The sequence below is a fragment of the Micavibrio aeruginosavorus ARL-13 genome (assembly GCF_000226315.1).
Classification (GTDB): domain Bacteria; phylum Pseudomonadota; class Alphaproteobacteria; order Micavibrionales; family Micavibrionaceae; genus Micavibrio; species Micavibrio aeruginosavorus_B.
Genome location: NC_016026.1, coordinates 2,013,328 through 2,039,602 on the forward strand (window position 1 = coordinate 2,013,328; position 26,275 = coordinate 2,039,602).

At 53.9% G+C, this 26,275-nt stretch carries 16 protein-coding genes; 6 read left to right on the forward strand and 10 right to left on the reverse strand.

Features of this window, described 5'->3' with window-relative positions:
• Window positions 1–15: 15 nt before the first annotated feature.
• Window positions 16–762, reverse strand: coding sequence for a hypothetical protein (locus tag MICA_RS09580; RefSeq protein ID WP_014103547.1), 747 nt, complete (start codon window positions 760–762; stop codon window positions 16–18).
• A 247-nt stretch (window positions 763–1,009) separates the two neighbouring features.
• Here MICA_RS09580 and MICA_RS09585 point away from each other — a divergent pair, with 247 nt between their 5' ends.
• Together MICA_RS09585 and MICA_RS09590 are read left to right on the forward strand one after the other, a co-directional pair.
• Entirely contained in the window at window positions 1,010–1,327 is a 318-nt protein-coding gene (locus tag MICA_RS09585; RefSeq protein ID WP_014103548.1) for a DUF485 domain-containing protein, read from the forward strand.
• Window positions 1,320–2,912, forward strand: a complete 1,593-nt coding sequence (locus MICA_RS09590; RefSeq protein ID WP_041794028.1) for a cation acetate symporter — start codon at window positions 1,320–1,322, stop codon at window positions 2,910–2,912. Before MICA_RS09585 ends, MICA_RS09590 begins: the two co-directional genes overlap by 8 nt.
• On the opposite strand, the gene MICA_RS09595 is transcribed toward MICA_RS09590, so the two are convergent.
• Both MICA_RS09595 and MICA_RS09600 read right to left on the reverse strand, forming a co-directional pair.
• Entirely contained in the window at window positions 2,909–4,093 is a 1,185-nt protein-coding gene (locus MICA_RS09595; RefSeq protein WP_014103550.1) for a BaiN/RdsA family NAD(P)/FAD-dependent oxidoreductase, read from the reverse strand. The two genes, MICA_RS09590 and MICA_RS09595, sit on opposite strands and share 4 nt — an antisense overlap.
• A gap of 91 nt (window positions 4,094–4,184) precedes the next feature.
• The gene (locus MICA_RS09600; RefSeq protein WP_014103551.1) at window positions 4,185–11,183 is read right to left on the reverse strand and encodes a right-handed parallel beta-helix repeat-containing protein; all 6,999 of its coding nucleotides are present in this window, start codon (window positions 11,181–11,183) and stop codon (window positions 4,185–4,187) included.
• A 383-nt stretch (window positions 11,184–11,566) separates the two neighbouring features.
• Between MICA_RS09600 and MICA_RS09605 the strand changes: the two genes are divergently transcribed.
• On the forward strand, window positions 11,567–13,297 hold the full coding sequence (locus MICA_RS09605; RefSeq protein ID WP_014103552.1) for a ShlB/FhaC/HecB family hemolysin secretion/activation protein: 1,731 nt from the start codon (window positions 11,567–11,569) through the stop codon (window positions 13,295–13,297).
• Window positions 13,298–13,364: 67 nt separating this feature from the next.
• Here MICA_RS09605 and MICA_RS09610 read toward each other — a convergent pair whose 3' ends face one another.
• Window positions 13,365–15,218 carry an ABC-F family ATP-binding cassette domain-containing protein gene (locus tag MICA_RS09610; protein WP_014103553.1) on the reverse strand — a complete coding sequence of 618 codons (1,854 nt, stop codon included), beginning with the start codon at window positions 15,216–15,218 and terminating at the stop codon, window positions 13,365–13,367.
• Between the two features lie 153 nt (window positions 15,219–15,371).
• Here MICA_RS09610 and MICA_RS09615 point away from each other — a divergent pair, with 153 nt between their 5' ends.
• The 3 genes from MICA_RS09615 (at window position 15,372) to MICA_RS09625 (ending at window position 20,649) form a co-directional block, all read left to right on the forward strand.
• Window positions 15,372–16,001, forward strand: coding sequence for a TetR/AcrR family transcriptional regulator (locus MICA_RS09615; protein ID WP_014103554.1), 630 nt, complete (start codon window positions 15,372–15,374; stop codon window positions 15,999–16,001).
• A gap of 123 nt (window positions 16,002–16,124) precedes the next feature.
• On the forward strand, window positions 16,125–17,348 hold the full coding sequence (locus MICA_RS09620; protein WP_014103555.1) for an efflux RND transporter periplasmic adaptor subunit: 1,224 nt from the start codon (window positions 16,125–16,127) through the stop codon (window positions 17,346–17,348).
• Window positions 17,349–17,481: 133 nt separating this feature from the next.
• Window positions 17,482–20,649: an efflux RND transporter permease subunit gene (locus MICA_RS09625; protein ID WP_014103556.1), complete on the forward strand. Its 3,168-nt coding sequence runs from the start codon at window positions 17,482–17,484 to the stop codon at window positions 20,647–20,649.
• Here the strand turns inward: MICA_RS09625 and MICA_RS09630 are convergent.
• The 6 genes from MICA_RS09630 to MICA_RS09655 are packed head-to-tail and all read right to left on the reverse strand — an operon-like array spanning window position 20,637 to window position 26,251.
• Window positions 20,637–21,005, reverse strand: a complete 369-nt coding sequence (locus MICA_RS09630) for a hypothetical protein (protein WP_014103557.1) — start codon at window positions 21,003–21,005, stop codon at window positions 20,637–20,639. The two genes, MICA_RS09625 and MICA_RS09630, sit on opposite strands and share 13 nt — an antisense overlap.
• A gap of 31 nt (window positions 21,006–21,036) precedes the next feature.
• A complete protein-coding gene (locus tag MICA_RS09635) occupies window positions 21,037–21,924 on the reverse strand; it encodes a CheR family methyltransferase (protein ID WP_014103558.1) in 888 nt (295 codons plus the stop codon).
• A 22-nt stretch (window positions 21,925–21,946) separates the two neighbouring features.
• On the reverse strand, window positions 21,947–23,077 hold the full coding sequence (locus MICA_RS09640) for a protein-glutamate methylesterase/protein-glutamine glutaminase (RefSeq protein WP_014103559.1): 1,131 nt from the start codon (window positions 23,075–23,077) through the stop codon (window positions 21,947–21,949).
• The gene (locus MICA_RS09645) at window positions 23,077–23,457 is read right to left on the reverse strand and encodes a response regulator (RefSeq protein WP_014103560.1); all 381 of its coding nucleotides are present in this window, start codon (window positions 23,455–23,457) and stop codon (window positions 23,077–23,079) included. Before MICA_RS09645 ends, MICA_RS09640 begins: the two co-directional genes overlap by 1 nt.
• Window positions 23,454–23,924, reverse strand: coding sequence for a chemotaxis protein CheW (locus tag MICA_RS09650; RefSeq protein WP_014103561.1), 471 nt, complete (start codon window positions 23,922–23,924; stop codon window positions 23,454–23,456). The genes MICA_RS09645 and MICA_RS09650 overlap by 4 nt, the downstream gene beginning before the upstream one ends.
• Complete coding sequence (locus MICA_RS09655) at window positions 23,921–26,251, reverse strand: chemotaxis protein CheA (RefSeq protein ID WP_014103562.1); 2,331 nt, start codon at window positions 26,249–26,251, stop codon at window positions 23,921–23,923. The genes MICA_RS09650 and MICA_RS09655 overlap by 4 nt, the downstream gene beginning before the upstream one ends.
• Window positions 26,252–26,275 lie beyond the last annotated feature (24 nt).

Here is a 26,275-nt window from a genome sequence, read left to right on the forward strand (position 1 = left end):
CTTTATCCGGTTGGATTATTTGGGCTGCGCCGTCAATAGCAAGGTTTTTGCTTGCTGGTTTTTCAGACGATGCAAGGCCTGAGTTCCGCCGACAGACAGCAGGGCAACCCCCTCGCACAGATCTTTCAACGGCATATTGGCCCCAAACTTGGCAAAGGCTCCGCCCGTGATTTGGGACAGGGATTGAAAAGCTTTTTCCGCGCGCGGATCGTGACCATCAAGGAACGTGAAAACTTTTATTTTCTGAATCGCCAGTTCCTTTGCGATCGCGTCAAGCCCGTTTATATCTTCTTCAAAAGAATCGCCGATCAGGATAATACTGCTGGCACGCGATGCTTCATTCTCACTGACAAAGCATTGGAGGGACTCAACGATCTGCGTCACTCCGGCAGAACAGGACACTCGCTTCATATCAGCGGAAACATCGTCGAGATTGGATTTCCATTCGTGCGCGGTCAGATCACCGCCACCAAAATGAACCAGACGCAATCGCATGGTGCCAACCGCAGCCACTTCACGGAACATTGAGGCTTGGATGTCCTGCGCCTCAGTCCAGTTTCTCTCCCGGCTGGCCGTTGCATCGATAATAAACCCAATACGCCCGCGGCCCTTGGTCGCCGTGGAAACATCGCGCACTGCCAGCTTGTTCAGCGTTTCCAACCCCGACGTATTCGGGCGCGCCACCGCGCCATGTGTTTTTTTCAAGCCCGTATTGGACGTAACGACCAGTCCCTTACCCTTATTGTTGTCGCGCAGTGACATATTCCCCGCCCTCTATTGCCATAAAATAATCCCCATAGTTATGGCGTAAAACAAGCCCCGTCAAGAAAAATGCCCCTCGGCAAAAACCTTGGATTTTCGCCATTTTTTTGGGAAAAACGGCCCCATTTTAGTGCGACGCAACACAACTTTAATGACATAATCAGTCTTTTCATCAGGTTCGCCATGTTAAAATCGGGAAACAGGGACATTTTAATACCCAAGGCTGCGTAACCGATGGAGTGATCCGATGCATGAAAATCTTCAGAAATCTATCACCGAAATGCCGGAATATGCGGAATTGCTCAGACGCCGCAACGCCATCACGACCCCGCTGGCCGCGATTGTTCTGATTGCCTATTACACATTTATCATTCTGGTCGCCTATGCTCCGGATTTTATGGGGCGGCCGATTGTTGAAAACGGCCTGACCTCGGTCGGTATTATTTTCGGATTGGGCTTGATCCTTTTAACGTTTGCCGTAACTGCCTTCTATGTCTGGTACGCGAATACCCTGATTGAACCCTTGCTGCATACGATTTATCAGAAAGCGAAGCACGATGAGTGAGTTTCTCGCCAATCTGGATCAGTTGAATGTAACCGCCGTTATTGTTTTCTTCCTGTTCGTGACGCTCAGTTTGGGCATCACCTACTGGGCGGCCAAGCGCACAAAAACGCGATCTGATTTCTATGCGGCGGGCGGGCGCATCACCGGGTGGCAGAATGGCCTGGCAATCTCCGGCGATTATATGTCGGCGGCGTCCTTCCTTGGGATTTCCGGGCTCGTCTTTGCCTCTGGCTTTGACGGGCTTCTTTATTCAATCGGCTTCCTTGTGGGCTGGCCTATCATCCTGCTGCTGATCGCCGAACCTTTGCGGAATTTAGGGAAATACAATTTTTCCGATGCGGCGTCATTGCGTTTCAAACAAACCCCCATCCGCATCATGGCCGCATTCGGATCGCTGGCCACAGTGTGCCTTTATCTGATTGCCCAGATGGTGGGCGCAGGAAAACTGATCGAAGTTCTGTTCCACCTGCCCTACGAATCCGCCGTTGTGATTGTCGGCGTTTTGATGGTGTCCTATGTCACATTCGGCGGCATGCTGGCCACCACATGGGTGCAGCTGATCAAGGCTGTCTTATTGCTGGGCGGCGCGACCATTGTCGCGGTTCTGGTTCTGGCGCATTTCCATTTCAACCTGCCTGCCTTGTTCGCGGCCGCCGTTGAAAAACACACCAGCGGCGCGGCCATTATGGCCCCGGGCACGTTGGTGAAGGACCCCATATCCGCCATCTCGCTGGGGATGGCGCTCATGTTCGGCACCGCCGGCCTCCCCCATATTTTAATGCGCTTTTTCACTGTGAAGGATGCCAAGGCCGCCAACAAATCCGTGGTCGTGGCCACGGGCTTTATCGGCTATTTTTACATCCTGACTTTTATCATCGGGTTTGGCGCGATTGTATTTTTGACCGGGCAACCATCCTACGTCGATGGTAATGGCGCGCTGGTCGGTGGCAATAACATGGCCGCCGTGCAATTGGCCCATGCCGTGGGCGGCGACATTCTGCTCGGCTTTATCTCTGCCGTGGCCTTTGCCACCATTCTGGCGGTGGTCGCCGGGTTGACACTGGCCGGGGCCTCGGCCATTTCACACGATTTATATGCCCGCGTTTTCAAGGGCGGCAATGTCACGGAGAAACAGGAAGTGCGTGTATCCAAAATGGCGACCATTGGGTTGGGCGTCGTTGCGATCTTCCTGGGGATTGCGTTTGAACAACAAAACGTTGCCTTTATGGTCGGTTTGGCTTTTGCCATCGCGGCCAGCGCGAACTTCCCCATCATCCTTCTGTCCATGTACTGGCCAGGCATGACGACGCGCGGCGCCGTTGTGGGTGGATCGATGGGCTTGGGCGTCGCTGTTGTTCTGATGATCCTCAGCAAAACCGTATGGGTCAGTGTTCTGGGCTATGACGAACCGATTTTCCCGTATGAATACCCGGCTCTGTTTTCGATGACGGCGGCCTTTGTCGGGATTTGGCTGTTTTCGGTCACCGATCGGTCAGATCGCGGCCAAACCGACCGCGCCGTGTTCCACGCCCTGCACCTGCGGGCGCAGACAGGCATCGGTGTGGACGATGCTGTTGAGCATTAAACAACCTGCCCGGCACAATGGCCCGACGACCACGCCCACTGGAAATTGAATCCGCCCAAATGGCCGGTGACATCCAGAACCTCGCCAATAAAATACAGGCCGGGCACGTTTTTGGCCTCAAACGTTTTGGATGATACATCATCCGTATCGACGCCGCCCAGCGTGACTTCGGCTGTACGGTATCCTTCACTGCCCGATGGCTTGACACGCCAATCGGCAATGCGGCTCGCCACAGCCCTTAAAATTTTATCCGACAAATCGGCCATGCGACCCTCGACATCCATATCCTCGGCAATCTTCTGCGCCAACCGTTTGGAGACAATATCCCCTAGGACGGTCTGCAACATCGATTTTGGCTGCGCTTTGCGTTGATCTTTCAACCACACCAAAACATCACCATGCGGATGCATATTAATCGAAATATCTTCGCCCGGATTCCAATAGGACGATATTTGTAAAACAGCCGGTCCGCTGATACCGCGATGGGTGAACAACATCGCTTCATCAAACACCATGCCCGATTGCGATTGAATGCGCACGGGATCAACGGACACACCGCTTAAGTCTTTCGTCATGTCCAGCACCGCCGGGTCGAAGGTCAACGGCACAAGACCCGCCCGCGTGGGAATGATGTTCAGACCGAATTGCTTGGCAATTTCATACCCGAACGGCGTGGCCCCGATTTTGGGGATGGATAACCCACCGCACGCTACAACCAGCGACGCACAATCCACAACGCCGCGTGATGTCGTCACGATGAAACGGCCAGCATCGTCGCGGTCAATCGCCTGCACGGTCGTAGAAATTTGAATATCAACGCCTCCCCGGTCACATTCGCGCACCAACATGTCAATAATGTCACGGGCGGAATCATCGCAGAATAATTGCCCCAGCGTTTTTTCGTGATACGGAATTTTATGCCGCGCCACCAGATCAATAAAATCGTATTGGGTGTAGCGCTTCAGGGCCGAGCGGCAAAAATGGGGATTGTTGGACAAATACCGATCCGGCGCGCAATGCAGATTGGTAAAATTGCACCGCCCGCCCCCGGAAATACGGATTTTTTCGGCAATTTTATCGGTGTGTTCCAGCACAAGCACGCGCCGCCCACGCGCGCCAGCGGTCAGCGCGCACATCAAACCGGCCGCCCCGGCCCCAATAATTACGACATCCGTGTCCATGACGTTGGTTTTAATCGGGAACAGGATCAAAAGCCATAAAGAAAAAACCCCGCCACTACAGCGGGGTTTTTATATTCATATTTCGCGTGGATTAAATGGCACCGCCGCATGACGCAGCCTGGCTCAAGGACTCTTCCATCGAGCCACCGAAGCTGTAACTGACGGCACCACCACCCGCAGCCTGGTTCATGGCATCGCTCCAGCAGGAAACTTCGCCACCTTCACCGCCCGCAGCCGGTTCCAGATCCGCCAATTGGCCCGCAATGCTGATCGACTGACCACGCTGCTGCTGACCGTCTTGTTGATCATCACCACCCGCGGCCGGAGCCAGGTTGGCCAGGAATTCAGCGACGTTGCCCGTGAATCCCGGCTGGCCGGCGGCGCTGTTGGCGCCAACACGGTTCGCCCCTGCGCCCGGAACGCTCGGCAGACCCAGAATGGTCATACGGAAGCGGCCACCGGCCCAGTTCAGATCGCCATAACGGTTATAGACGTCTTCGTCATCGATACCCGGAACGGCACCGAAGAAGAACAGACCCAGAGAACCATCATCGTTGAAGTGGTAAATTTTCGACTCAATCGCGTCATATTGCGCTTTGGTCAAAATGCCACCCACCGAATTCGGCACAAACCCGTCATACGACGCATCCAAGCCGTTCAGAATGGTCGGCAGACCCGGCGCAAAGAACGCCGCATTTGCCAGTTCGATGTAGTATTGCGACTGGCCATTGAACGTCGTGGTGCCGATCGTGTTACCAACCAGCGTCAGGTCGTTCGGGTTGCCAACGGGCGCAAAACGCATGCCGATGTCGCCACCGTTAAAGGTGTTGGTCGCACCGGTCAGGTCAATGATACCGCTTTCGAACCAGGCCCCGATCGGGTTACCCGTGAAGACGTTGTCTTCCAGAATAACCACACCATTATCCGCACCAGCCGCATACAGGCCAGCATTGCCGGAATTGGTGATCAGGTTGGAAACGATACGAACGCGGTTGTTGTCATCGATCATGATGCCGTTGTCGCCAGCGTTGCTGATGTCGTTACGGGCGATGCGAACACGACGGTTGCCGTCGGCCTCAATCCCGTTATCACCAACATTGCTGATCGTGTTGCGGCGAATGGTTACAACGCCGCTGTCAGACACATCAACGCCATCGGCACCGACATTATCGATCACGTTACGGCGGATGTCGACCACATCACTGTTTGCAACATCAATACCGTCGGACCCGACATTGTTGATCAAGTTACGACGGATCAGAACATTTTCCGAATCGCGAACATTGATCGCATCACCAGAACCATTCTGGATCGTGTTAAAGGCGATATCGACAGACCCGTTTTCATCATCAACAGCAATACCGTGACCGCCGAAGCCATCAATTACGTTGTTGGCGATCTTCGTGTCCTGGCTGATTTCCACATTCACACCGTTTCCGGCCACATTGGTAATGGTGTTACCATCCACCACCAGACCGAATGTGTCGTATGAATCAACACCGTTCCCACCAACAAACATAATGGTGTTGTTACGAACTTCTGACCCATCACTGAAATCATAGCCACTGCCAGGCTTCAGCGTAACGCCGTTACCACCGACCAGAGCGATCAGGTTGTTTTCGATCAGGCTGTTACCAGCGCCGGCCACAACGATACCATCGCCGCCCAGCAAACCAACAAGGTTGCCGTGGATATGGGCTTTGTTGCCGCCATCAACCGCGATCCCGTTGCCCCAGCCCAGACCAACAATGTTGTTCGCAATTTCGATTTTCCCGCTGTTCCGTGCAACGATACCATCGCCACCAAAGAACAAGGCCATGTTGCCGTTAACCACGGCATCACGGCTGCCATTTACTGTAATGGCATCGTTACCCGTGAAGGTGACAGCATTGCTGGACACATTGGCACGATCGCTATTGCGGACAATGATTCCGTTTTTAGCGCTGTTGCTGACATCGTTCTGGGTGATTTCCACATCATCACTGCTGATCACACGGATACCATTGTTGTAACCATCCACATCGCTGCCATAGCTGGTCAGGAAATCAACGCCACCGACAATCGCGCCATCGCTGTTGCGAACATCAATACCAACGCCGCGGCCATAACCGGTCAGGTCATTCTGGCGGATGTGCAGGTTGCTGACGTTATTGGCGTAGATACCATCGCGGAAGCCTTCGGCGCTGTTCACGTCAAACGGGAAGATCAGGAACGTACCACCACCGATGATCACATCATCGCTGTTGGTCACGCTGATCGCCGTGCCGCCATTATAACGGCCCGTCAGATCATTGCCCGTTACGCGCAGGCCATTTGACGCATCCGCAACAATACCGGAACCAACATCGGTCAGGTCGTTGTCCGTGACATCAACATTGTTGCTGCCGTTTACAACGATACCCGTGTCGAAATGATCCAGCGTGTTGTTGTCGATCACAGCGTTATGACTGCCCGCAACAACTTCGATACCGACGATGGAATTACCCGTCAGATCGTTACCCAGAACATCCGAATTGGTTGCGCCGGACAGACGAACACCATAATCAACGCCGGAAATTGTGTTGCGAACGACATCGTTATCATTGCCGCCCGCAACCGTCACACCATTGTCGAAATTGGTGATGGTGTTGCCGCGAACGGTGGTAACGAAATGCCCCTGCCACGGCCAGAAGCCGGTTTGTACCCAGGACGTTTGATCGGTTGCACCGATATCCGTGTTGCTGGAGCCTTCCACTTTAACGCCCGTATATCCACCCGAACCCGTAATCGTGTTGCGGAAGATGTCGGCACTATCGCTACGCTCAACAAAGATACCGTTGCGATCGTTGCTCAGAATCTGGTTGCCTTGAACCAGCGTATTATCGCTGTCGCGCAGGTGAATACCATCCACCTTGCTGTGGCGGATAACGTTGTTGGTTAAATCAACGCCATTGCTCAACTCAACCCAGATTCCGGTTGCATTGCCGTTGGATCGGTTATCATCAACAACCGCATTATCACTGCGATTGATGATAATGCCCTTATCACCGTTATCATTGGTGATGTTGCCCGACACCACTGCACCATCGGTGTTCAGGATGCGGATACCATCGCCCGTGTTCGCGTTGGACCGGTTGTCCGTCACGCTCACGGCCCCGGCACTGTCCTTCACCAAAATGCCGATTGCGGTTTGGTAACCACTGGCAACACGGCCCGCATCAGACGCGCCGGAAACAACGTTGTTTTCAATCTTGGCGCTGGCCGCCGCGTTTTGAACAACAATGCCGTTCTTACCGCCAGAAACGCGGTTATCGGAAACAACGACGTTTTTGCTGCCGTTGGTGTAAATTCCGAATTCACCCGCATCCGTCACGCGGTTACCATCAACAACAACAGCACCCGGTGCCGTATTTACGACAATACCGTGCAAGCGAATATCCGACACCACGTTGTCCAGCAGGTTAACCGCCCCTTGGCTGCTGCTGATCTGGATGCCGTTTCCACGTACGTCGTCCATATTGTTTCCGGATACGGTCACGGTCTTGCCACCCTGAACTTCAATACCGGACCAGCTGACATTCCGCAGGACGTTACCCAGAACGTTCAACGTCTGGACCTGATCCGTGCGGATGCCTTGGTTGCCGATATCGCGCAAAGTGTTGCCCGATACAGTGATATTCGATCCGCGATTGATGTTGATGCCAGTCTTGGCGGCGTTCACGACCGTATTATCTTCAACATTGGCATCATCAGAATACGCAACGTTAATACCGTTTGCGGACACATCACGAACAATGTTGTCCAAAACAGAGGCATCTGCGCTGCGGTTTACGTTAATGCCAATATTGCCGGCATTTTTAACGCGGTTATCGCGAATAATCGCGCCAGCGGAATATTCAACATTGATGCCGTTGTTGGCAATCGCCGCCGCCGACGTTCCGATGGTATTACCATCGACCACAAGCCCGGCCACATTGTTGGCATAAATGCCGTCAACACCCGTGCCCTTGATTGTATTTCCACCAACTGTGTTCGTTCCGCCAACAGCCATCAAAGCGATGCCGTTTGCACCGGAATTCGCCACAACGTTATCGCTGATATCCAGATCACGGCCCCACAGCGCCTGAACGCCGGAGAACGCCGCATTGGAAACAGTGTTACCGGTTACGGTCGCACCATTCACTTGATCCAGATGGATGCCATTGGCACCAGCGTTCAGAACAATGTTGCCCGCAATGTTGGCGGCATCACTGCTGGATACGTTGATTGCGGGACCAGCGGAACCGCCGACTTTGTTGCCAACAACGGACACATCATCGGCATTGGCAACATTGATGCCATTGCCCAGACCGTTACCAACCAGATTGAACCCGTGGCCAACACCGCCCAGCGTTACATCATCGGCCGTAATTTTGATAACCGAGTCAGCACCCAAGCCCGTTACACCAGCAATGGTGGTTGCGTTCATGCCGTTTGCGGATTTCAGCAACATGGATTTATAGACCAGAACGTTTTCATTAAACGTGCCGTCACCCACGGTCACTGTGCCACCAACCGTTACATCATCCACGCCTTCTTGAACGCGGCCAACCGTACCGGTTTGCGCACCCAGAGCGGTCACGAACAGATTGGAGAAATCACCCTGGAACCCACGCGCCGCGCTGGTATCCGCACCGCCCATCATGAACGGAGTGAAGTCGACAGAACCGGTCATTTTAGACGCGATGGTGGCTTCGTTATTTGTACCCCACCAGTTGCCGGAAGCGTTCACCGTGAAGCCATGGCTATTTTGGATCAAACGCTGGGCGTTGCCATCAAAACTGTTGTTATAAACACGCAGAGCGGCACCTGCATCCGAGATGCCACCCCAGATATTTGCATAAACGACGCCGGAGAGAATGTTATTGGCAACATAGTTATTGCCCGTCAGGAAATTCAACCCCATGCCGTTCTGAACGTTGGAAATCGTGTTCGCAACGACATTCAGACCACCGAACTTCCCGTATTGATATGATGAGTTGCTCTCAATCCCCGTGTGCGCGCCGTTGATCGTGTTACCAACAATGTTCACATCGTGAACATTTCCTTGGCTCAGATAAATGCCAGCATAGAATCCGCCAGAAATATTGTTGCCACCGCGGCCCGTGCCGTTATCACCGATGGTGATGTTGTCGATTGCGTTCGCGGCCGTATCCCAGCCCTTGCCAAACACCCAGACACCGGAACCAGACCAGCTGTTGTTGGACGGATTACGACGAATATCGAAGCCATCCAACGTCACATTGCTGGATTTAATCATAAAGCCAGAGCCATAACCCTGTGCATCGACAACCGTCTGGCCATTCCCCGCACCCAATACAGTCAAGGCCTTATCAATTTGAATATCACCTTGGTTATAGGTGCCCGCTTTCACGTCAACCGTACCGCCATTTGCGGCCAGATAAACACCCTGCTGGATCATAGCCGACGGAGAGAGAACGTTCACCAGAGACGCTGTGCTGCTGATACGAGATTGATCGAGCAATTCCGTGCTGACGCCGTCTGTACCTTTAATCTGGCTCTTCAGATTTATCGTATCCGCCAGAACGCTGAGGTTCCCGGTTCCCATCAGCAAGTTTTTGTTAAAGTTCACCGTATTGGCATCCAGAACCAGGTTACCCGGGTTTGCGTTACCACTATGCGTAATAAAACCGTAAACCGGGATTTGGATACCAAAGAAATTGATGTATCCGGTTACGCCCCATGTTTGATAATTGTACGTGGCCAGATTGATGTCGCCATTACCAAAGAACGGCAAATCGGTACCAACATCAATAAACTGGTTCGCCTGCACCGTAACAGTGCCATTGCGGTGCATGTCATCAGCCAGATTTTCAGCTTTGATGATCAGATCATACCAGCTGATCGGATCGAGCCATCCGCTGTGAATAATGGCAAATTCCGGATCAAGCAGGAAGGAACCCGCCAAACCGTTTACAGCCATCGTGGTCACAGCACCATCGTAACCCAGAGCATTTTTAGCAGACAGCTCAACAAAACCGCCGTTACCACCATTCAAACCGCCGCGCGCTGCGAAATTACCGCTATAGATTGCTTTATTTCCACCCATGAAATAGATGGAACCGCCATTGCCGGTGTTCGTCGCATCAGCCGTGACGAAGGCCGTGTTGGTCACTTCGATATCTTCGCCAGTCACCTTGATATCACCGCCGCCCGTTGCGCCAGACGCATCAATCGTGCCAGACACTTTCACTTTACCTGCGTTGCCGCCATCCAGAATAATTTTGCCACCGGATACGGTTGCGGATGTGGCCTGCACCACGCCGGACATGTTGATGACCGTGTCCACGACTTCTTTCGCGCCTTGCGCGGTGATCAGAACGGTCGCACCGGACAGAACACCGGCGTTTTCGGCCAGAGCCTTGCCCTTGGCACCGCCAACGGCAATTTCAACCAGGCCATCACCATACAGATCAACCGTCGCGCGTTCGCCGCCAGCGGCCAGAGCAACTTTGCCCAGACGCGCCTCGATCACGCCATTGTTGGCCACATGCGGCGCGACCAGAGCGGCCAGACCGGCACCCGTCACAGAAATCGTGCCATTGTTCACAACGGACGCATCACCAAAATTGGACAGTTCCAGTTTGGTATCGCCGCGCATCACGGCGGCATCATTCACATCACCGGTGGAGGCCACGATACCGCCCACATCAACGCGGGATCCCGCACCGAAAACAACACCGTTACGGTCCAGCACCATGACGCGGCCATTGGCCTTCAACGTTCCCAGAATTTGGGTCGGATCGGAATTGCGGCCCGTTACGCGGTTAACGGCCAGCGATCCGGAATTCGGTTGGAAAAATTCGGTTTTGGCGTTGGAGCCGATGTTGAACGAATCCCAGTTAATGACAACACGGTCCGTGTTCTGGTTGATGTTCAGCGTGCTGGCATCTGGACGATCCATTGTCGCGGAACCGGCAACGATCTGCTCCCCCGTCGGTGTTGTGTTTGCATCCATCGCGTTTGCGGTCGCGCTGGCCGATGCGATCAAGCCCAGTGTCAGGGCCGAAGTGGAGAGGAATTTGTTTACGGTGCCGCGTTGTGTTGTCATTTTATAAAGTCCCCGTCTTGGTCGCCCAATGGTGAATAATTACGTGTCATGTATTGGCCCGTGGCGCGGTGCGCCGGGCAAGGTACGCAGAAAGGCAGAATCATTTGAATTTGGATGGGGTTGTATACCCCCAAATCTGCGCGGATGACAAGAAATGATTAAGGAAAATTAACCTTTTATCCCGCCTTGTTCACAGAAATGGCGGAAAGCCTTATGAAAATAATTTTGACGCTCCACACACCCCCTCAAATTGTGCGTCGCACCAACCGGCCAAAACATAATCGGGGAAACACAATCGGGGGTGTTTTCAAACCCCGGCCAATGCTCTAATAAGAGGGGCTTAACAGTTTGATTGATTTCTAAAAAAAGACAGGCACCATACCATGATCCGCCACTATTCTTTTCGCGCTTTGATTCTGGCCGCCCTGATGGGGGCGAGCACCGCTGCATACGCGCAGGTGCCGACCGCACAAACCGGCTCTGCCAGCCCAGGCCGTGTACAAGAACAAACACCGCGACCGGATTTCAGTGACCGCGCCGTAATGCCCGCCGTCGAAGTTGACCGCCCGCAAGCACAGGCCGCACCCGCCGGTTCAGAAAACATTCAATTCACTTTGAACAATCTGCGCCTTGATGGCGTAACCGCCTACAAAGAATCCGAGTTGCGTGGTGTGTATGCCGAATCTGTTGGCCAGACCATTTCGCTGGCTGACCTGTACGGCATCGCTGCGGCGCTGACCAACAAGTACCGCAATGATGGTTACATCCTGACTCAGGTTATCGTACCGCCACAAACGATCGAAGGCGGCAATGTCCGCCTGCAAGTTGTTGAAGGTTACCTGTACAGCGTCAATGTCGCACTGGAAGAAGGTGCTCCGGCGGAAACCGAAGCCGCGATGAACCTGATCCGCGGTTACGCCAGCCGTATTCCGGCAGGCTATGCGCTGAACATTGCCGATCTGGAACGCTATCTGCTGTTTATCAACGATTTGCCGGGTGTATCGGCCCGTGGCGTTTTGGCCCCGAACGCGGCCAATGTTGGCGCCGCCGATTTGAACATTCTGGTCCAACGTGACCCGTTCGAAGCCGTTGTCGGCATCGACAACTACGGCACCAAATATCTGGGCGCGATTCAGTTCTCGGGCGCGGCCGCTTTGAACTCCATGCTGGGCAACAACGAACGCCTGACGGCCCAGGCTGTACTGGCACCGGACCCGGGTCAACCGATGGAACTGGCGTACTTTGCTGCCGGATATTCGCAACCGATCGGCACACGTGGCCTGCGTCTGGATTTCGACGCCTCCTACACCGCGACTGAACCGGGCTATACGCTGGATGAATTCGACGTGAAGGGGAACGCGCGTTTCTTAGGCATTGAACTGAACTACCCTGTAATCCGCAGCCGGAACACAAACCTGTACACCATGTTCAGCTTTGACATGCGCGATGTGGACACCCGCAACAATATCGAAGACACCCGCACGGATAACATCCGCGCCCTGCGCACAGGGATGCGTTTGGAGAAACTGGACCGCGTGTTCGGCGCCGGTCTGAACGTGCTGGATCTGGAACTGGCCCACGGGCTGGACGTTCTGGGCGCCAGCAGCAAGAACGACCCGAATAAATCTCGCCCCGATGGCGACCCGCGCTTCACCAAGCTGAATTTGGAAGTCCAGCGCCTGCAACGTCTGGCCAACCAATGGAACCTGTTGCTGGCCGCCCGTGGACAATTGTCCAACGGCCCGTTGCTCAGCTCGGAAGAGTTCGGCGTTGGCGGTATGGGCTATGGTCGCGGTTATGACCCGTCCGAAATCATCGGCGACGAAGGCATCGCCGGTAAGGTTGAAGTGCAATGGAACCTGCCGGGCGAATTCGGCATCACCAACAGCCACCAGCTGTACGGCTTCTATGATGCGGGCCGTGTCTGGAACGACGACCCGACAAACGCCAAGGACAAGGCCAACACGGCCACCTCCGCCGGCGTCGGCGTCCGCGCAAAAATCGGCAGCAGCACAAACATCGACATGACCGTCGCCGTCCCGCTGGACCGCAGCGTACAGACGATGAAGGACCAGGATCCCCGGTTCTTTATGAGCGTGTCGAAAAACTTCTAAAATGCGCAGATAATAAAAAACGGCCCCAATGATGGGCCGTTTTTTATTCAGAGCACTGAAGCGCGAATTACCCATTCACCGTTAACCACAATTCTTCCTGCTCTTCCAATTGAGCCACAATGGTTGCGTATGATTTTTGGGCGTCGGCGGCGCGCATGGCGTCCTTGTAGAAATCGGGGTCGGCCATTTTGGATTCCAGCTTGGCTTTCTCGGCATTCAGGCGCTCAATTTCCTTTTCGATCTTGGTGACTTTGTGCGGATTGACGCGGGCAGGCTTGGGCTCCTCCACCACGGACGGCTTCACCTCGGCGACCTTTTCCTTTTTGCTCTCTTTACGCTCTTCCCGTCGGGTCTGGACGATGAATTTCCGGTAATCTTCCAGATCGCCGTCAAAATTCTGAACCGCGCCATCTTTCACCAGCCACAGGCGGTCCGCCACACGTTCCACCATATTGGGATCGTGGCTGACGATAACGATGGCCCCTTCATAGGCGTTCAACGCCTGCACCAAGGCTTCACGCGCATCAATATCCAAATGGTTGGTCGGTTCGTCGAGCAACAGCAGATGCGGTGCATCAAAACTCATAAACGCGAACAACAGGCGCGCCTTCTCACCACCGGACAGGGATCCGATTTTATTGTCGGCCAGATCCTTGGAAAACCCGAACGCGCCCAGTTTAGCCCGCACCACCGGTTCGCGTACATCCGGCTTATGCTTGGCCATCAGATCGCGCATGGCTTCGTACGGGGTTTGGGTCACATCCAGCTCTTCGGTCTGGTGCTGAGAGAAGTACCCGATGCGCAATTTGTTTGACCGTGCAACCTCACCGCCCATGATGCCCAATTTTCCGGCGATCAGCTTCATCAGCGTTGATTTACCGTTCCCGTTGGCACCCAGCAACGCAATCCGATCATCGGGATCAATATTTTCGTGCACACGGCGCAGGATCGGCTTGCCCTCGACATACCCGATATCCGCCTGACGAATGGAAATCATCGGCGGGGCGATTTTATCGGGGTTGGGGAAATTGAACTTAATCGCACGGTCGGCGATCACCGCATCGACCAGATCCATACGCTCCATTGCCTTCACACGGCTTTGGGCCTGCCGGGCCTTACTGGCCTGCGCTTTAAACCGATCAATGAATTTTTGCATGTGGGCCCGTTCGGCTTGTTGCTTCTCGAACATTTTCTGTTGCATGCCCAGACGCGCAGCGCGCTCACGTTCGAACGTGTCGTAGTTGCCGCTATACAGCATCAATTGTTTTTTATCGACATGGATCACATGGTCGATACATTTGTTCAGCAATTCGCGGTCGTGCGAAATAATCATCAGCGTATGCGGATAGGACATCAAATATGTCTCCAGCCACATGATTGCTTCCAAATCCAAGTGGTTGGTCGGTTCGTCCAGCAACAGGAAATCCGGCTCCACAAACAAAACAGACGCCAGCATCACCCGCATCTGCCAGCCACCGCTGAAAGACGAGAACGGTTCGCTCAGTTGATCTTCGCGGAAACCAAGACCGGTCAGCAACGTCGCGGCGCGCGATGGCGCGGCATACGCATCCATATCACCCAGACGTTGGAAAATTTCGGCGATGCGATCGGGGTCGGTGGCGGTTTCGCTTTCCTTCCACAGCTGCGCCATCTCTTCGTTGGCGGACAGCACCATGTCGATCAACGGCATATCCGTTTCGGGAATATCCTGACGCACCACGCCCAAACGTTGGCGGCTGCTCAAGGAAATCGTGCCGCCATCGGCATGCAGGGCCCCGGTAATCAGTTTGAACAGGGTCGATTTACCCGCGCCATTGACGCCAACCACGCCCACGCGCCATCCGTCCTGAATATTCAGGGTGGTTTCTTCGATGATGGTCCGGCCACCAATATTATAGGTCAGGTTGGAGATATTCAGCATTGTACGCCCTTTCTGTGCGCAAGCCTTATGGCACAGACTAACAACCTTATGCAAACCCGAATAATGCCCATATATATCAAAGCATTATAAAATATATACCGATTGGATCAAAATTTTGTTGACCGACCGGTCAAGTCTTGATAATGTAAGAGTATGAGCCAAGCAACGACAGATACGCGCCAAAAACTGATTGATACAGCCGGACGACTGATCTGGATGAACAGTTACGGCGCGGTCAGTGTGGACGATATCTGTAAAGCCGCCGATGTCAAGAAGGGGAGCTTCTATCACTTCTTCCCCTCGAAGGCGGATTTGTCCATTGCCGCGCTGGACCATGAAGAGGCTGTCCTGCGCCCGATTTACGATATGATTTTTTCGGCCTCACGCCCGCCGGTAGAACGGCTGACCATGCTGGCCGACTTGATTGTTGAAAAACAGGCGGAAATGCTGCGTGAAGTGGGCCATGTTTGCGGTTGTCCCAGCGGATCATTGGGGTGCGAACTGGCCGGAACGGACAGCATTATCAAGAACAAGATCGAACAGATCTTTGCGTTTAAGAAGCGGTATTACGAAGCCACGATCCGCGATCTGGTGAATGAGGGATTGCTCCCCCAAGATACGGATTGCAAGGCCCGCGCCGACGAAATATTGGACTACATCACCGGACAAATGCTGGTGGCACGGGTTCAAAATTCGCTGGACCATCTGGAACGGAATTTGAAATCTGGACTGCTCCGCCTGTTGGGGCTGAAAGATTCTGATCACGCGGCGGATGCCGCCTAAATAGAATAAGAGCCAAAGGCCCAAAACAGGCTTAAGTCGCGGGAATCCCGCGTTTTTTTGGACCAAGGACTTGACCAATCAGTCAATACAAATAGAAGCAGTGCAACAAACGGAGACTTGAATATGACCATCCCATCCAAACGCACCATCCTGCTGGCCAGTGCCGTTGCCCTTATCGCCATGGGCAGCGCCGGGGCTCTGTTCTATGCCAACACCTCTGCGCAAGCCAGCACAGTCGAGCTGCCCGCCGCCGCCCCGCAGGCGATGCCGGTAGCCGCCGCAAAAATTGAAAGCGCCCCGCTGACCATTTGGAAAAATTTCTCTGGTCGGTTGCAAGCCGTTGATTATGCCGAAATCCGCCCACAGGTCAGTGGCCGCATTGAGGATATCAATTTTGCCGACGGCCAGATCGTGACCGAGGGTGACGTACTCTACATCATCGACCCGCGCCCGTATCAGGCCGCCGTCGATCAGGCCCGCGCCGAAGTGAATGCTGCGCGTGACCGTGCCGATTTGGCCCAGAAAGAATTGGCCCGCGCCGAAAGTCTGGTCAAAACCGATGACATTCCCAAACGCGTATACGACGAGCGTGTCAGCACCGTGCAAGTCACCAAAGCCGATGTGAATGCCGCCCTGGCGCGCTTGGAACAGGCCCAGATCAATCTGGATCACGCTTTTGTTAAGGCCCCCATTTCCGGGCGGATCAGCCGCGCCGAAATCACCAAGGGTAACTTGGTCGAAGCTGGCCCGAACGCACCGGTTTTGACCTCCATCGTATCCGATAACGGCATCTACGCCGATTTTGAAGTGGACGAACAAACCTATCTGACTCATGTGCGCACCATTGCCGGAGATACAGAGTCGGAAAATAAAATTCCGGTTCAGCTGATGGCCAGTGACGGCACAGTGATGGTCGAGGGCTTTATTCACAGTTTCGACAACCGCCTGGATACGTCATCCGGCACCATTCGCGCCCGCGCGTTGTTTGCAAATGAAAATGGCACATTGTTGCCCGGCATGTTTGCGACCATTCGCATGGGCAGCCCGTCGACCGAAAATAAAATCGCCATTTCCGACCGTGCCATTGGCACGGACCAGGATCGTAAATTCGTTTACGTGATCGGCAATGACGGAAAAACCGCATACCGCGAAGTGACGTTGGGCGACAGCGTCGCCGGCAAGCGGATTGTGCTGTCCGGTTTGAATGAAGGCGAAACCATTGTATCCGACGGCATTATCCGCATTCGCCCGGGCATGGATGTCGCCCCGCAATTTGAAAAAACGCTGGCCTCGATTGAAACCAGCGCCGGAACAGGCGACAATGCCGCCTCTGCTTCCCACAAATAGAGCGTAACCCACACTCTCCTGTCATTCCCGCGAAAGCGGGAATCCAGAAGACCGGGATAACCTGCGCCTAGAAACTCTAAATTCCCGCTTTCGCGGGAATGACGAAAATTTTATTTAATTAAGGACTCCGACCATGAATCTTTCTCGCTTCTTTATCGACCGTCCGATTTTTGCATCGGTTATTTCGATCCTGATTTTCATGGCGGGTCTGGTGGCCATTCCCAATCTGCCCATTTCTGAATACCCGGAGGTCGTCCCGCCATCCGTCGTGGTCAATGCGCAATTCCCCGGCGCCAACCCTGCCGTGATTGCCGAAACCGTGGCCACACCGTTGGAGGAACAAATCAACGGCGTGGAAGATATGCTGTACATGAACTCGCTGGCAACAACGGATGGTAACCTCAGCCTGACCGTGACCTTTGCCATCGGCACTGACCCCGATCTGGCGCAACAGCTGGTGCAAAACCGTGTGGCCCAGGCGACGCCGCGTTTGCCCGAGGTCACCCGCCAACTGGGTGTCACGGTCGTGAAAAGCTCACCCGATTTGACCATGGTTGTTCACCTGCGCTCGCCCAACAACCAATATGACATGCTGTATTTGCGCAACTACGCCACGCTGAATGTTAAGGACCAGTTGGCAAAGATCGAAGGCGTAGGCCAAATCCGCCTGTTCGGATCGGGTGATTACGCGATGCGCATCTGGCTGAACCCCGACAAGGTAGCCGAACGAAATCTAACCGCAACCGAAGTGGTCAACGCAGTGCGCGCCCAGAACGTACAGGTTGCCGCCGGCATGATTGGGGGCCCCCCGTATGACGACGCTATTGAGGTTCAATTGCCCGTGAACGTCCAGGGCCGCCTGACGTCCGCCGAAGAATTCGAACAAATTATTATCAAACGTGATGCCAACGGCGTTGTCACGCGCCTAAGCGATGTGGCCCGCGTTGAAATCAACGCGCAAAGCTACGCCCTGCGCTCGCTTCTGGACAACCAGCAAGCGGTGGCCATTCCGGTGTTTGCATCCCCTGGCGCCAACGCCCTGGACATTTCCAAAAACGTCCGCAAAACCATGGCGGAATTGAAGGAATACATGCCAGAAGGCGTCGATTATTCGATTGTTTATGATCCGACCGTCTTCGTGAAGGATTCTATCAAGGCCGTCATTCACACCCTGCTTGAGGCCGTGGCGCTGGTCGTCCTTGTCGTTATTGTCTTCCTGCAAACATGGCGCGCATCTCTGATCCCGTTGCTGGCCGTTCCCGTATCCATCGTAGGGACGTTCGCGGTCATGCACCTGCTCGGGTTCTCCATTAACGTCCTGTCCCTGTTCGGCTTGATTCTGGCCATCGGGATCGTGGTGGATGATGCCATCGTCGTGGTTGAAAACGTCGAACGGAATATTGAGGAAGGAAAATCCCCACGCGAAGCCACCATGCAGGCCATGAAAGAAGTGACCGGGCCAATTCTAGCCACGGCCTTCGTTCTGTGCGCCGTGTTCGTGCCGATTGCGTTCATCAGTGGCCTGACCGGGCAGTTTTATAAGCAATTTGCCCTGACCATCGCGATTGCCGTGCTGATTTCCACGTTCAACTCCCTGACGCTCAGCCCGGCATTGTCCGCCCTGTTGTTGAAAAGCCATGACGCACCGAAGGATTGGTTGACCAAGGTCATGGACTTCCTGTTCGGCTGGTTCTTCCGCGGATTTAATAAGATGTTCTACAAAGGGCAAAGCGGATACGCCAAAGGTGTCGGCGTCTTCACCCGTCGCAAGGCAATTATGATGGTGATTTACGGCGCGCTGGTCGCCTCCACCATCTATAGCTTCAACCTTGTACCGAAAGGATTCGTCCCGGCACAGGATAAACAATATCTGGTCAGTTTCGCCCAGCTTCCGGCTGGCGCAACGCTGGAACGGACTGAGGATGTCATCCGCCAGATGGGTGAAATCGCCTTGGCCCACCCCGGCGTGAAGGGTGCGGTGCAGTTCCCGGGCCTGTCCATCAACGGCTTCGTCAATTCATCCAGCGCGGGCATTGTGTTCGTATCACTGGACGATTTTGACAAGCGTGAAGGCCATGACCTGAATGGTTTTGCCATTGCCCAGCAATTACAAGCCAAATTTAACGCGATTGACGATGCCTTTATCGCCATCTTCCCGCCCCCGCCGGTTCAAGGGTTGGGCAGTGTTGGTGGCTTTAAATTGCAGATCGAAGATCGCGCTGACCAAGGCTATCAGGCCCTGAACGATACGGTGCAGGCCGTGTTGGGCAAGGCTTATGCCGATCCTGCTCTGCGCGGCATCTTCTCCAGCTATAACGTCAACGTCCCGCAATTGTTTGCGGATGTTGACCGGACGAAGGCGCAACAGCTTGGCATTCCCATCGATGATATTTTCCGCACGATGCAGATTTATCTGGGATCGCTCTATATCAACGATTTCAACCAGTTTGGCCGCACCTATCAGGTACAAGCGCAGGCCGATCGTGATTTCCGGTCGAACCCGGCGGATATCCTCCGCCTGCAAACCCGGAATATTGAAGGGGAAATGGTTCCGCTCGGATCCGTCGTCACCGTGACCGAAACATTCGGCCCGGAAACGGCCATGCGCTATAACGCGTTCCGCTCCGCCGATTTGAACGGGGATGCCGCACCGGGATTTTCATCCGGTCAGGCGCAGGCCGCGATTACCAAAATCCTGAACGAAACCCTGCCCCCCGGCATGACGTTTGAATGGACGGAATTGACGTTCCAACAGATTCTGGCAGGGAACACAGCCATCTTTATCTTCCCGCTGTGTATCTTCCTCGTCTTCCTGGTGCTGGCCGCGCAATATGAAAGCCTAGCCTTGCCGATGGCGGTGATCCTGATCGTGCCGATGGCCATTTTGTCGGCCATTCTGGGGATCTATTTCACCGGGGGCGACAACAACATCTTTACCCAGATTGCGTTGTTCGTCCTAGCGGGATTGGCGTGCAAAAATGCGATCTTGATTGTGGAGTTCGCCCGCGAGCTTGAACATCAGGGCCGTACAATCATGCAAGCCGCCGTGGAGGCGTCCCGTCTGCGCCTGCGCCCGATTCTGATGACCTCCTTCGCGTTCATCATGGGTGTTCTGCCGTTGGTCAACAGCCATGGGGCCGGCGCGGAAATGCGTCAGGCGATCGGGATTGCGGTATTCTACGGGATGTTGGGGGTTACCTTCTTCGGCCTGATCTTCACGCCGGCCTTCTATGTCCTGCTGCGCAAGCTGGAGGATTTTATGAAGCGTGGAAAAGCAAAGGCGGACAGTCAGATGTCCTGAAGAAAGAACCGCAATTCTTCGTGAAAATGCGTATTGTGAAGAACGTGCAGGCGATCCACCGATCGGCCTGCATTTTCTTTGCAATCTTTGATGTGGTTTTGCGGTTCACGCAACAAAACGGTCGGACCATTTCCACGCGGCAAAGATCGTAATTTTCCAACCCACTGGTTAATTTCAACGCATGAATGTTCATCATCCAGAACAATCATTTCAGGGATGATGGTTTTGCACGCATCAATCACCTGGTCAATCGTATCGATTTCAATGCACAACAGATTGTTATCGCGAACAATCCGGCTGGTTTGCTCACGGGCTTCCGCGCCGCCACCGGCCACAAAACACAGTTTGTAATCCATACGGATCCTTTTCCACCCGTCAAAAACGGCCTTAAACTCTGGACAACGAAGGTGCCATAGTCGTCGGCTTCGGGGTTGTGGTTACAGGTTCACGCGACACAGCTTCTGCCTTTTGCACGGTATACAGGCCCGGACACGCCGCAACGGGCTTCAAATTCTGGGACAGGCCCAAAACCGTTTCCGAGCTGCCCAGGAACAAATACCCGTCCGGGGCCAATTGTTGCATCAGCCCATTCAGGACTTTTTTCTTCGTTTCCTCATCGAAATAGATCAGCACGTTGCGGCAGAAGATAATATCAAACTGCCCCACGCTGGCCATCCGCTCCAGCAGGTTGAATTTTTGGAACCGGATCATCTTGCGCAAATTATCATTAACGCGCCAGCGATCGCCGTCCTGCGTAAAATATTTCATGATGGTCTGAATCGGCAGGCCGCGCTGGACTTCGAAGTGGCTATACAATCCCTCCTGCGCCTGTTTCAGAACGGAATCGGCGATGTCAGTGGCCAGGATATCAAATCTCCAGGCCGTTTTTTCAAAAATGGCTTCTTCGATCGTCATGGCAATCGAATACGGCTCCTGCCCGGATGAACAGGCCGCCGACCAGATTTTTAAATTGCGTGTATTCGCACGGTTTTTCAACATTTCCGGCAAGATAACCGTGCGGAAATGTTTGAAGGGCCGATCGTCGCGGAAAAACAATGTTTCGTTTGTGGTCATCGCTTCGACCACATCCTTGATGACCGCCTCATCACGCTTCATGCGCAAATACTGCGTCATGCGATCCAGCGTGCCATGGCCCCATTTCTGCACCACCGGGGCCAGACGGGTTTCCAGCAGATAGATTTTCTCCGGCGAAATCGACAGCCCGGATTTATCTTTCAGCAAGACCTTATAAAACTCGAAATCAGCTACTTCCATACTACTCTACACCCTTGCTGCGTTATGACCCTGTGACAAGCTTTTTAATTGTCACGTCCAATTGAGATAAAGGTTGGACCGCAGAGCATAGCCCGGCCGTTGCCACGGCCCCCGGCATACCCCATACGATGGATGTCTCTTCGTCCTGTGCGATAACGTTGCCCCCGTTATCGACGACTTTGCGACACCCTTCCAAGCCATCACTGCCCATACCGGTCAGAATGACGGTCAGAATTCGCGATCCATAAATATCAACCAGACTACGCAGCATCACATCCACCGACGGGCGGCAGAAATTTTCCGGCGGCCCCGAATCCAGATGAATCACCGGATATTCACCTGTACCTTTCTGAAAGATCATGTGCAGTCCACCCGGCGCCACATAGGCAGACCCCGGTTTCAACACCATTCCCTCAGCCCCTTCAAAACACGGAATCCCGCAGTTTTGTTCAATATGTTGCGCCAGCATCGCCGTAAATGTCTTCGGCATATGCTGGGTAATCACGATGGGAAGGGGAAAGTTTTTCAACCCCTTCAGCATATCCATCAACGCTTTCGGCCCGCCGGTGGAGCTGCCAATTGCCAGAATTTTCGGCGGCAATGGCGCTTTATGCGGGCGTAACGTTACGGTGGTCTGCGGATACAGTTTTTTCGCCGCACCCGTGCCTGCATCAGCCCCATTCGTGTGATTGGCTGGTGCATATTTTTTACGTGGCCGGCCCAGAACCCGGATCACACGCACCAGATCACGCTGGAAATCCGCCGCGCTGGAAATTGATTCACCGCCCGGTTTCAAAATACTGTCCGTGGCCCCCAGGGCCAGCGCCTTCATCGTCACATCCGCGCCGCGCGCCGACAGGGTTGAGCAAATCAGAACACGCACGTCCGGCTTTTCTTTGAGCAGCAAAGGCAAGGCCGTCAGCCCGTCCATAATCGGCATTTCAATATCCAAAACGACGATATCCGGCTGCAATCGTGCAATCGCCTTGACTGCCAAATCACCATTTGGGGCCGTTCCAACAACCTCAATGCCCTGCTCCGGCGTCAAGGTGCGCGTGATAACCGCGCGAATAACCGCCGAATCATCGACGATCATCACGCGGATATTCGGCGCCTCTTGCGGACTTTGCGGGCCGGTCGTAATGGCGGTCATTACGCCTCCACATCTTCAAGAATGTCGAGCTGAACCAGCTTTGTGCGCAGAATAATCTGATCGAACGGCTTCATGATATATTCGTTCGCACCAGCTTTCATGGCGCTCATGATGTGATCCATGCTGCTTTCCGTCGTGCAGAACAGAACCTTCGGCGCATTACCGTTTTCCATGCCGCGCAGCTTTTCAATAAATTCCAGGCCATTCATGCGCGGCATATTCCAGTCGAGCAGAATCATGCCCGGCATTTGCTTCTGACAGAATTCATAGGCATACACGCCATCTTCGGCCTCTTCACAAACCAAGCCGAATTCTTCCAGGCTTTTGCGTGCGATTTTTCGGATGGTCGCACTATCATCAACAATCAGGCAAAATGTCATGCGACACCCTCCACAAGGCTGTTTTCGTAAAACTGCGCCGACGCCAGAAGCTTTTTGACATCCAATGTCACCAGCAACTGGTCCGGCAGCTTATAGACACCCGCGGCCACAGCACTCCACGCGGCATCCAAGGTTGGCGGAATCGGTTCTATATTATCTTCGTCAAGCGTTAAAACATCGCCAACGGCATCAATGATCAAACTAAACAATTCCCCGTTTTGCTCAACAACCACACTCATGCCGCCGGACCCATCACTGGCCGGCGATTGATTGAGGCATCGGCGTACGTCAATGACGGTCACGATGCGCCCACGCAAATTCATGATTCCGGCGATTGTCGGCGGGGCCAACGGTGTGCGCGTGGTCTTCTGCGATCGCAGAACATCATTGACCTGCAACACCGAAACCCCGAATAACTGCCCGGCCAGCATAAAGGTCAAATATTCGTTCGACTTTACATGTGTCATTCTGCAGCCCCCTGATACATCCCGAATTCGTCGGCATCATGGCCATTATGATTGATGGATTGAATGACAGGTGATGCCGTTTTCGTTTCCGGCTCATAGGTCAGGTTGATAATATCAGCGGCCTGGCCTTCGATAATCGCACTGCCTGCCAGCGGACCATCCGACTTGATCTGGAATTCGCCACGGAAATTGGTGATGTCCATGATCTTGTCAACAATCAATCCGGCAATTCCATTTTTAGCGGCAAACACAATAACCGGACGCTTGCCTTCCTTCGGCAACGTCTCGGCACGACCTGCATAAAACACCGGCATCAGCGTATCGTAATACTGAATCACGCGCTGATCGCCCGCCTGCTCGATTTCGGACAATTCGATTTCCTCCAGGCGCGTCACGTGCTTCAGCGGCACAGCCTTCAACCCCTTGCTGCCCACGCGGAACAGCAGAAGCGGTGTTTCCATGACATTTTCTTTGGCTTCGGCCTCGGCATCTTCTTCGGCCTGCTTGGACATATTGTCCAAAATACCCGCCGTTTTCATGATTCCGGACGGATCCAAAATCATAATCACCTGACCATCACCCAGAATTGTATTCCCAGAGAAGACCTGTTGCTGGCGCAAGATACTGGAGAGCGGCTTGACCACGATTTCCTCGGTGTCGAACACACGCTCAACAATCAAACCAAAGTTAAATCCACCAACCTTGATCACGGCAATGTGACGCGCGCGCTCCACCGAACCTTCCTGCTGCGGCAGGCCCATAAGCTTGCGCAAGGACACCAGAGGCAGGATACGGTTGCGCAGGCGGAACACTTCCGAGTCATTCACTTTCTCAATTTTGTTCGGCCCGTTGGCATTGACCATGACCAATTCACGGACGTCCAGTTGCGGGATGGCAAAACGCTCTTCACCAACACCCACAATCAAGGCCGAAACAATCGCCAGCGTCAGCGGGATTTTAATGGTAAAGGTCGACCCTTTCCCCTCGATCGATTTCATCTCGATCGATCCGCCAATCTGCTCAATATTGGATCGCACCACATCCATACCGACACCGCGTCCGGATACGGATGTAATTTTTTCGGCGGTGGAAAATCCGGCATGGAAAATATATTGCTGGATTTGCTGGGTCGACATGTTGGCCAGCTCGGCCTCGGTCGCCAACCCGTTCTGGACAATTTTACTCTTGATTTTATCCATCGGCAGGCCGCGGCCATCATCTGAAATTTCGATGATGATGTGGCCACCTTCATGATAGGAATTCAGCTTGACCTTACCGGTTTCCGGTTTGCCAGCGGCGCGACGCTGTTCCGGGTTTTCAATCCCGTGATCGGCGGCGTTGCGGACCATGTGGGTCAACGGATCCTTGATCATCTCCAGCACCTGGCGATCCAGTTCCGTTTCCTGACCCTGCATATCCAGGTCAATTTTCTTGCCCAATTCAGAGGAAATATCGCGAATAATACGCGGTAATTTCGCCCAGGCATTGCCCACAGGCTGCATCCGCGTTTTCATCACGCCTTCCTGCAACTCGGAGACGATATGATTCAGGCGCTGGAGAGACGACGACAACGTGCTGTCATCCTGCATTCGCGAAATTTGCAGGATCTGGTTTCGGGTCAGAACCAATTCGCTGACCATCGTCATCAATTCTTCCAACACGTCAACGCTGACGCGCAGTGTCTGTGCAGCCGCCCCACGCACTTCGCCATGCTCACCCGTGGCCGCGGCTTTATCGGCCGCTTGCGGCTGTACGTTCAGCACATGCGGCGTTTCAACCGGAGCTTCGGCAGCAATTTCAACTGGCGCTTCCGGTTTGGACACCCCCATGGCGCTGGCCGGAATGGGGACATAGTCATCAATCGATTCCATCCCCGCCGTCGGATCATCCGCGATAGGTTCCGGCATGGGTTCTGGTTCCACCGCCGCAACGATGGGAGTCGCATCATCACCAACAACGGCGGCGGCTTCCAGACGTGCGATCAGGACACTATCATCCCCCTCCGGCTCATTGCCGGTTTTTTCGATACCATCCAGAATGTCCTTAATGCGGTCCAACGCTTCCAGAATGAGGGAAATATTTTCTGGCGTAGCCGTCTTTTTCCCTTCACGGAACAGACCCAGCAGATCCTCTGCCTTGTGCGCCACTTTTTCCAAGCGCGGCAGGCCCAAAAATCCGCATGTGCCTTTAATCGTGTGCATAATACGGAAGATTTTTGACAGCAAGTCCATATTGCCCGGATCCTGCTCCAGCAGGACCACATCATTATCCAACGCGCCAATGCTTTCGTTGGTTTCGGTCAGGAATTCGTTAATTAAGTCATCCATGACGGGGTCCTCTGCATTGCCCTT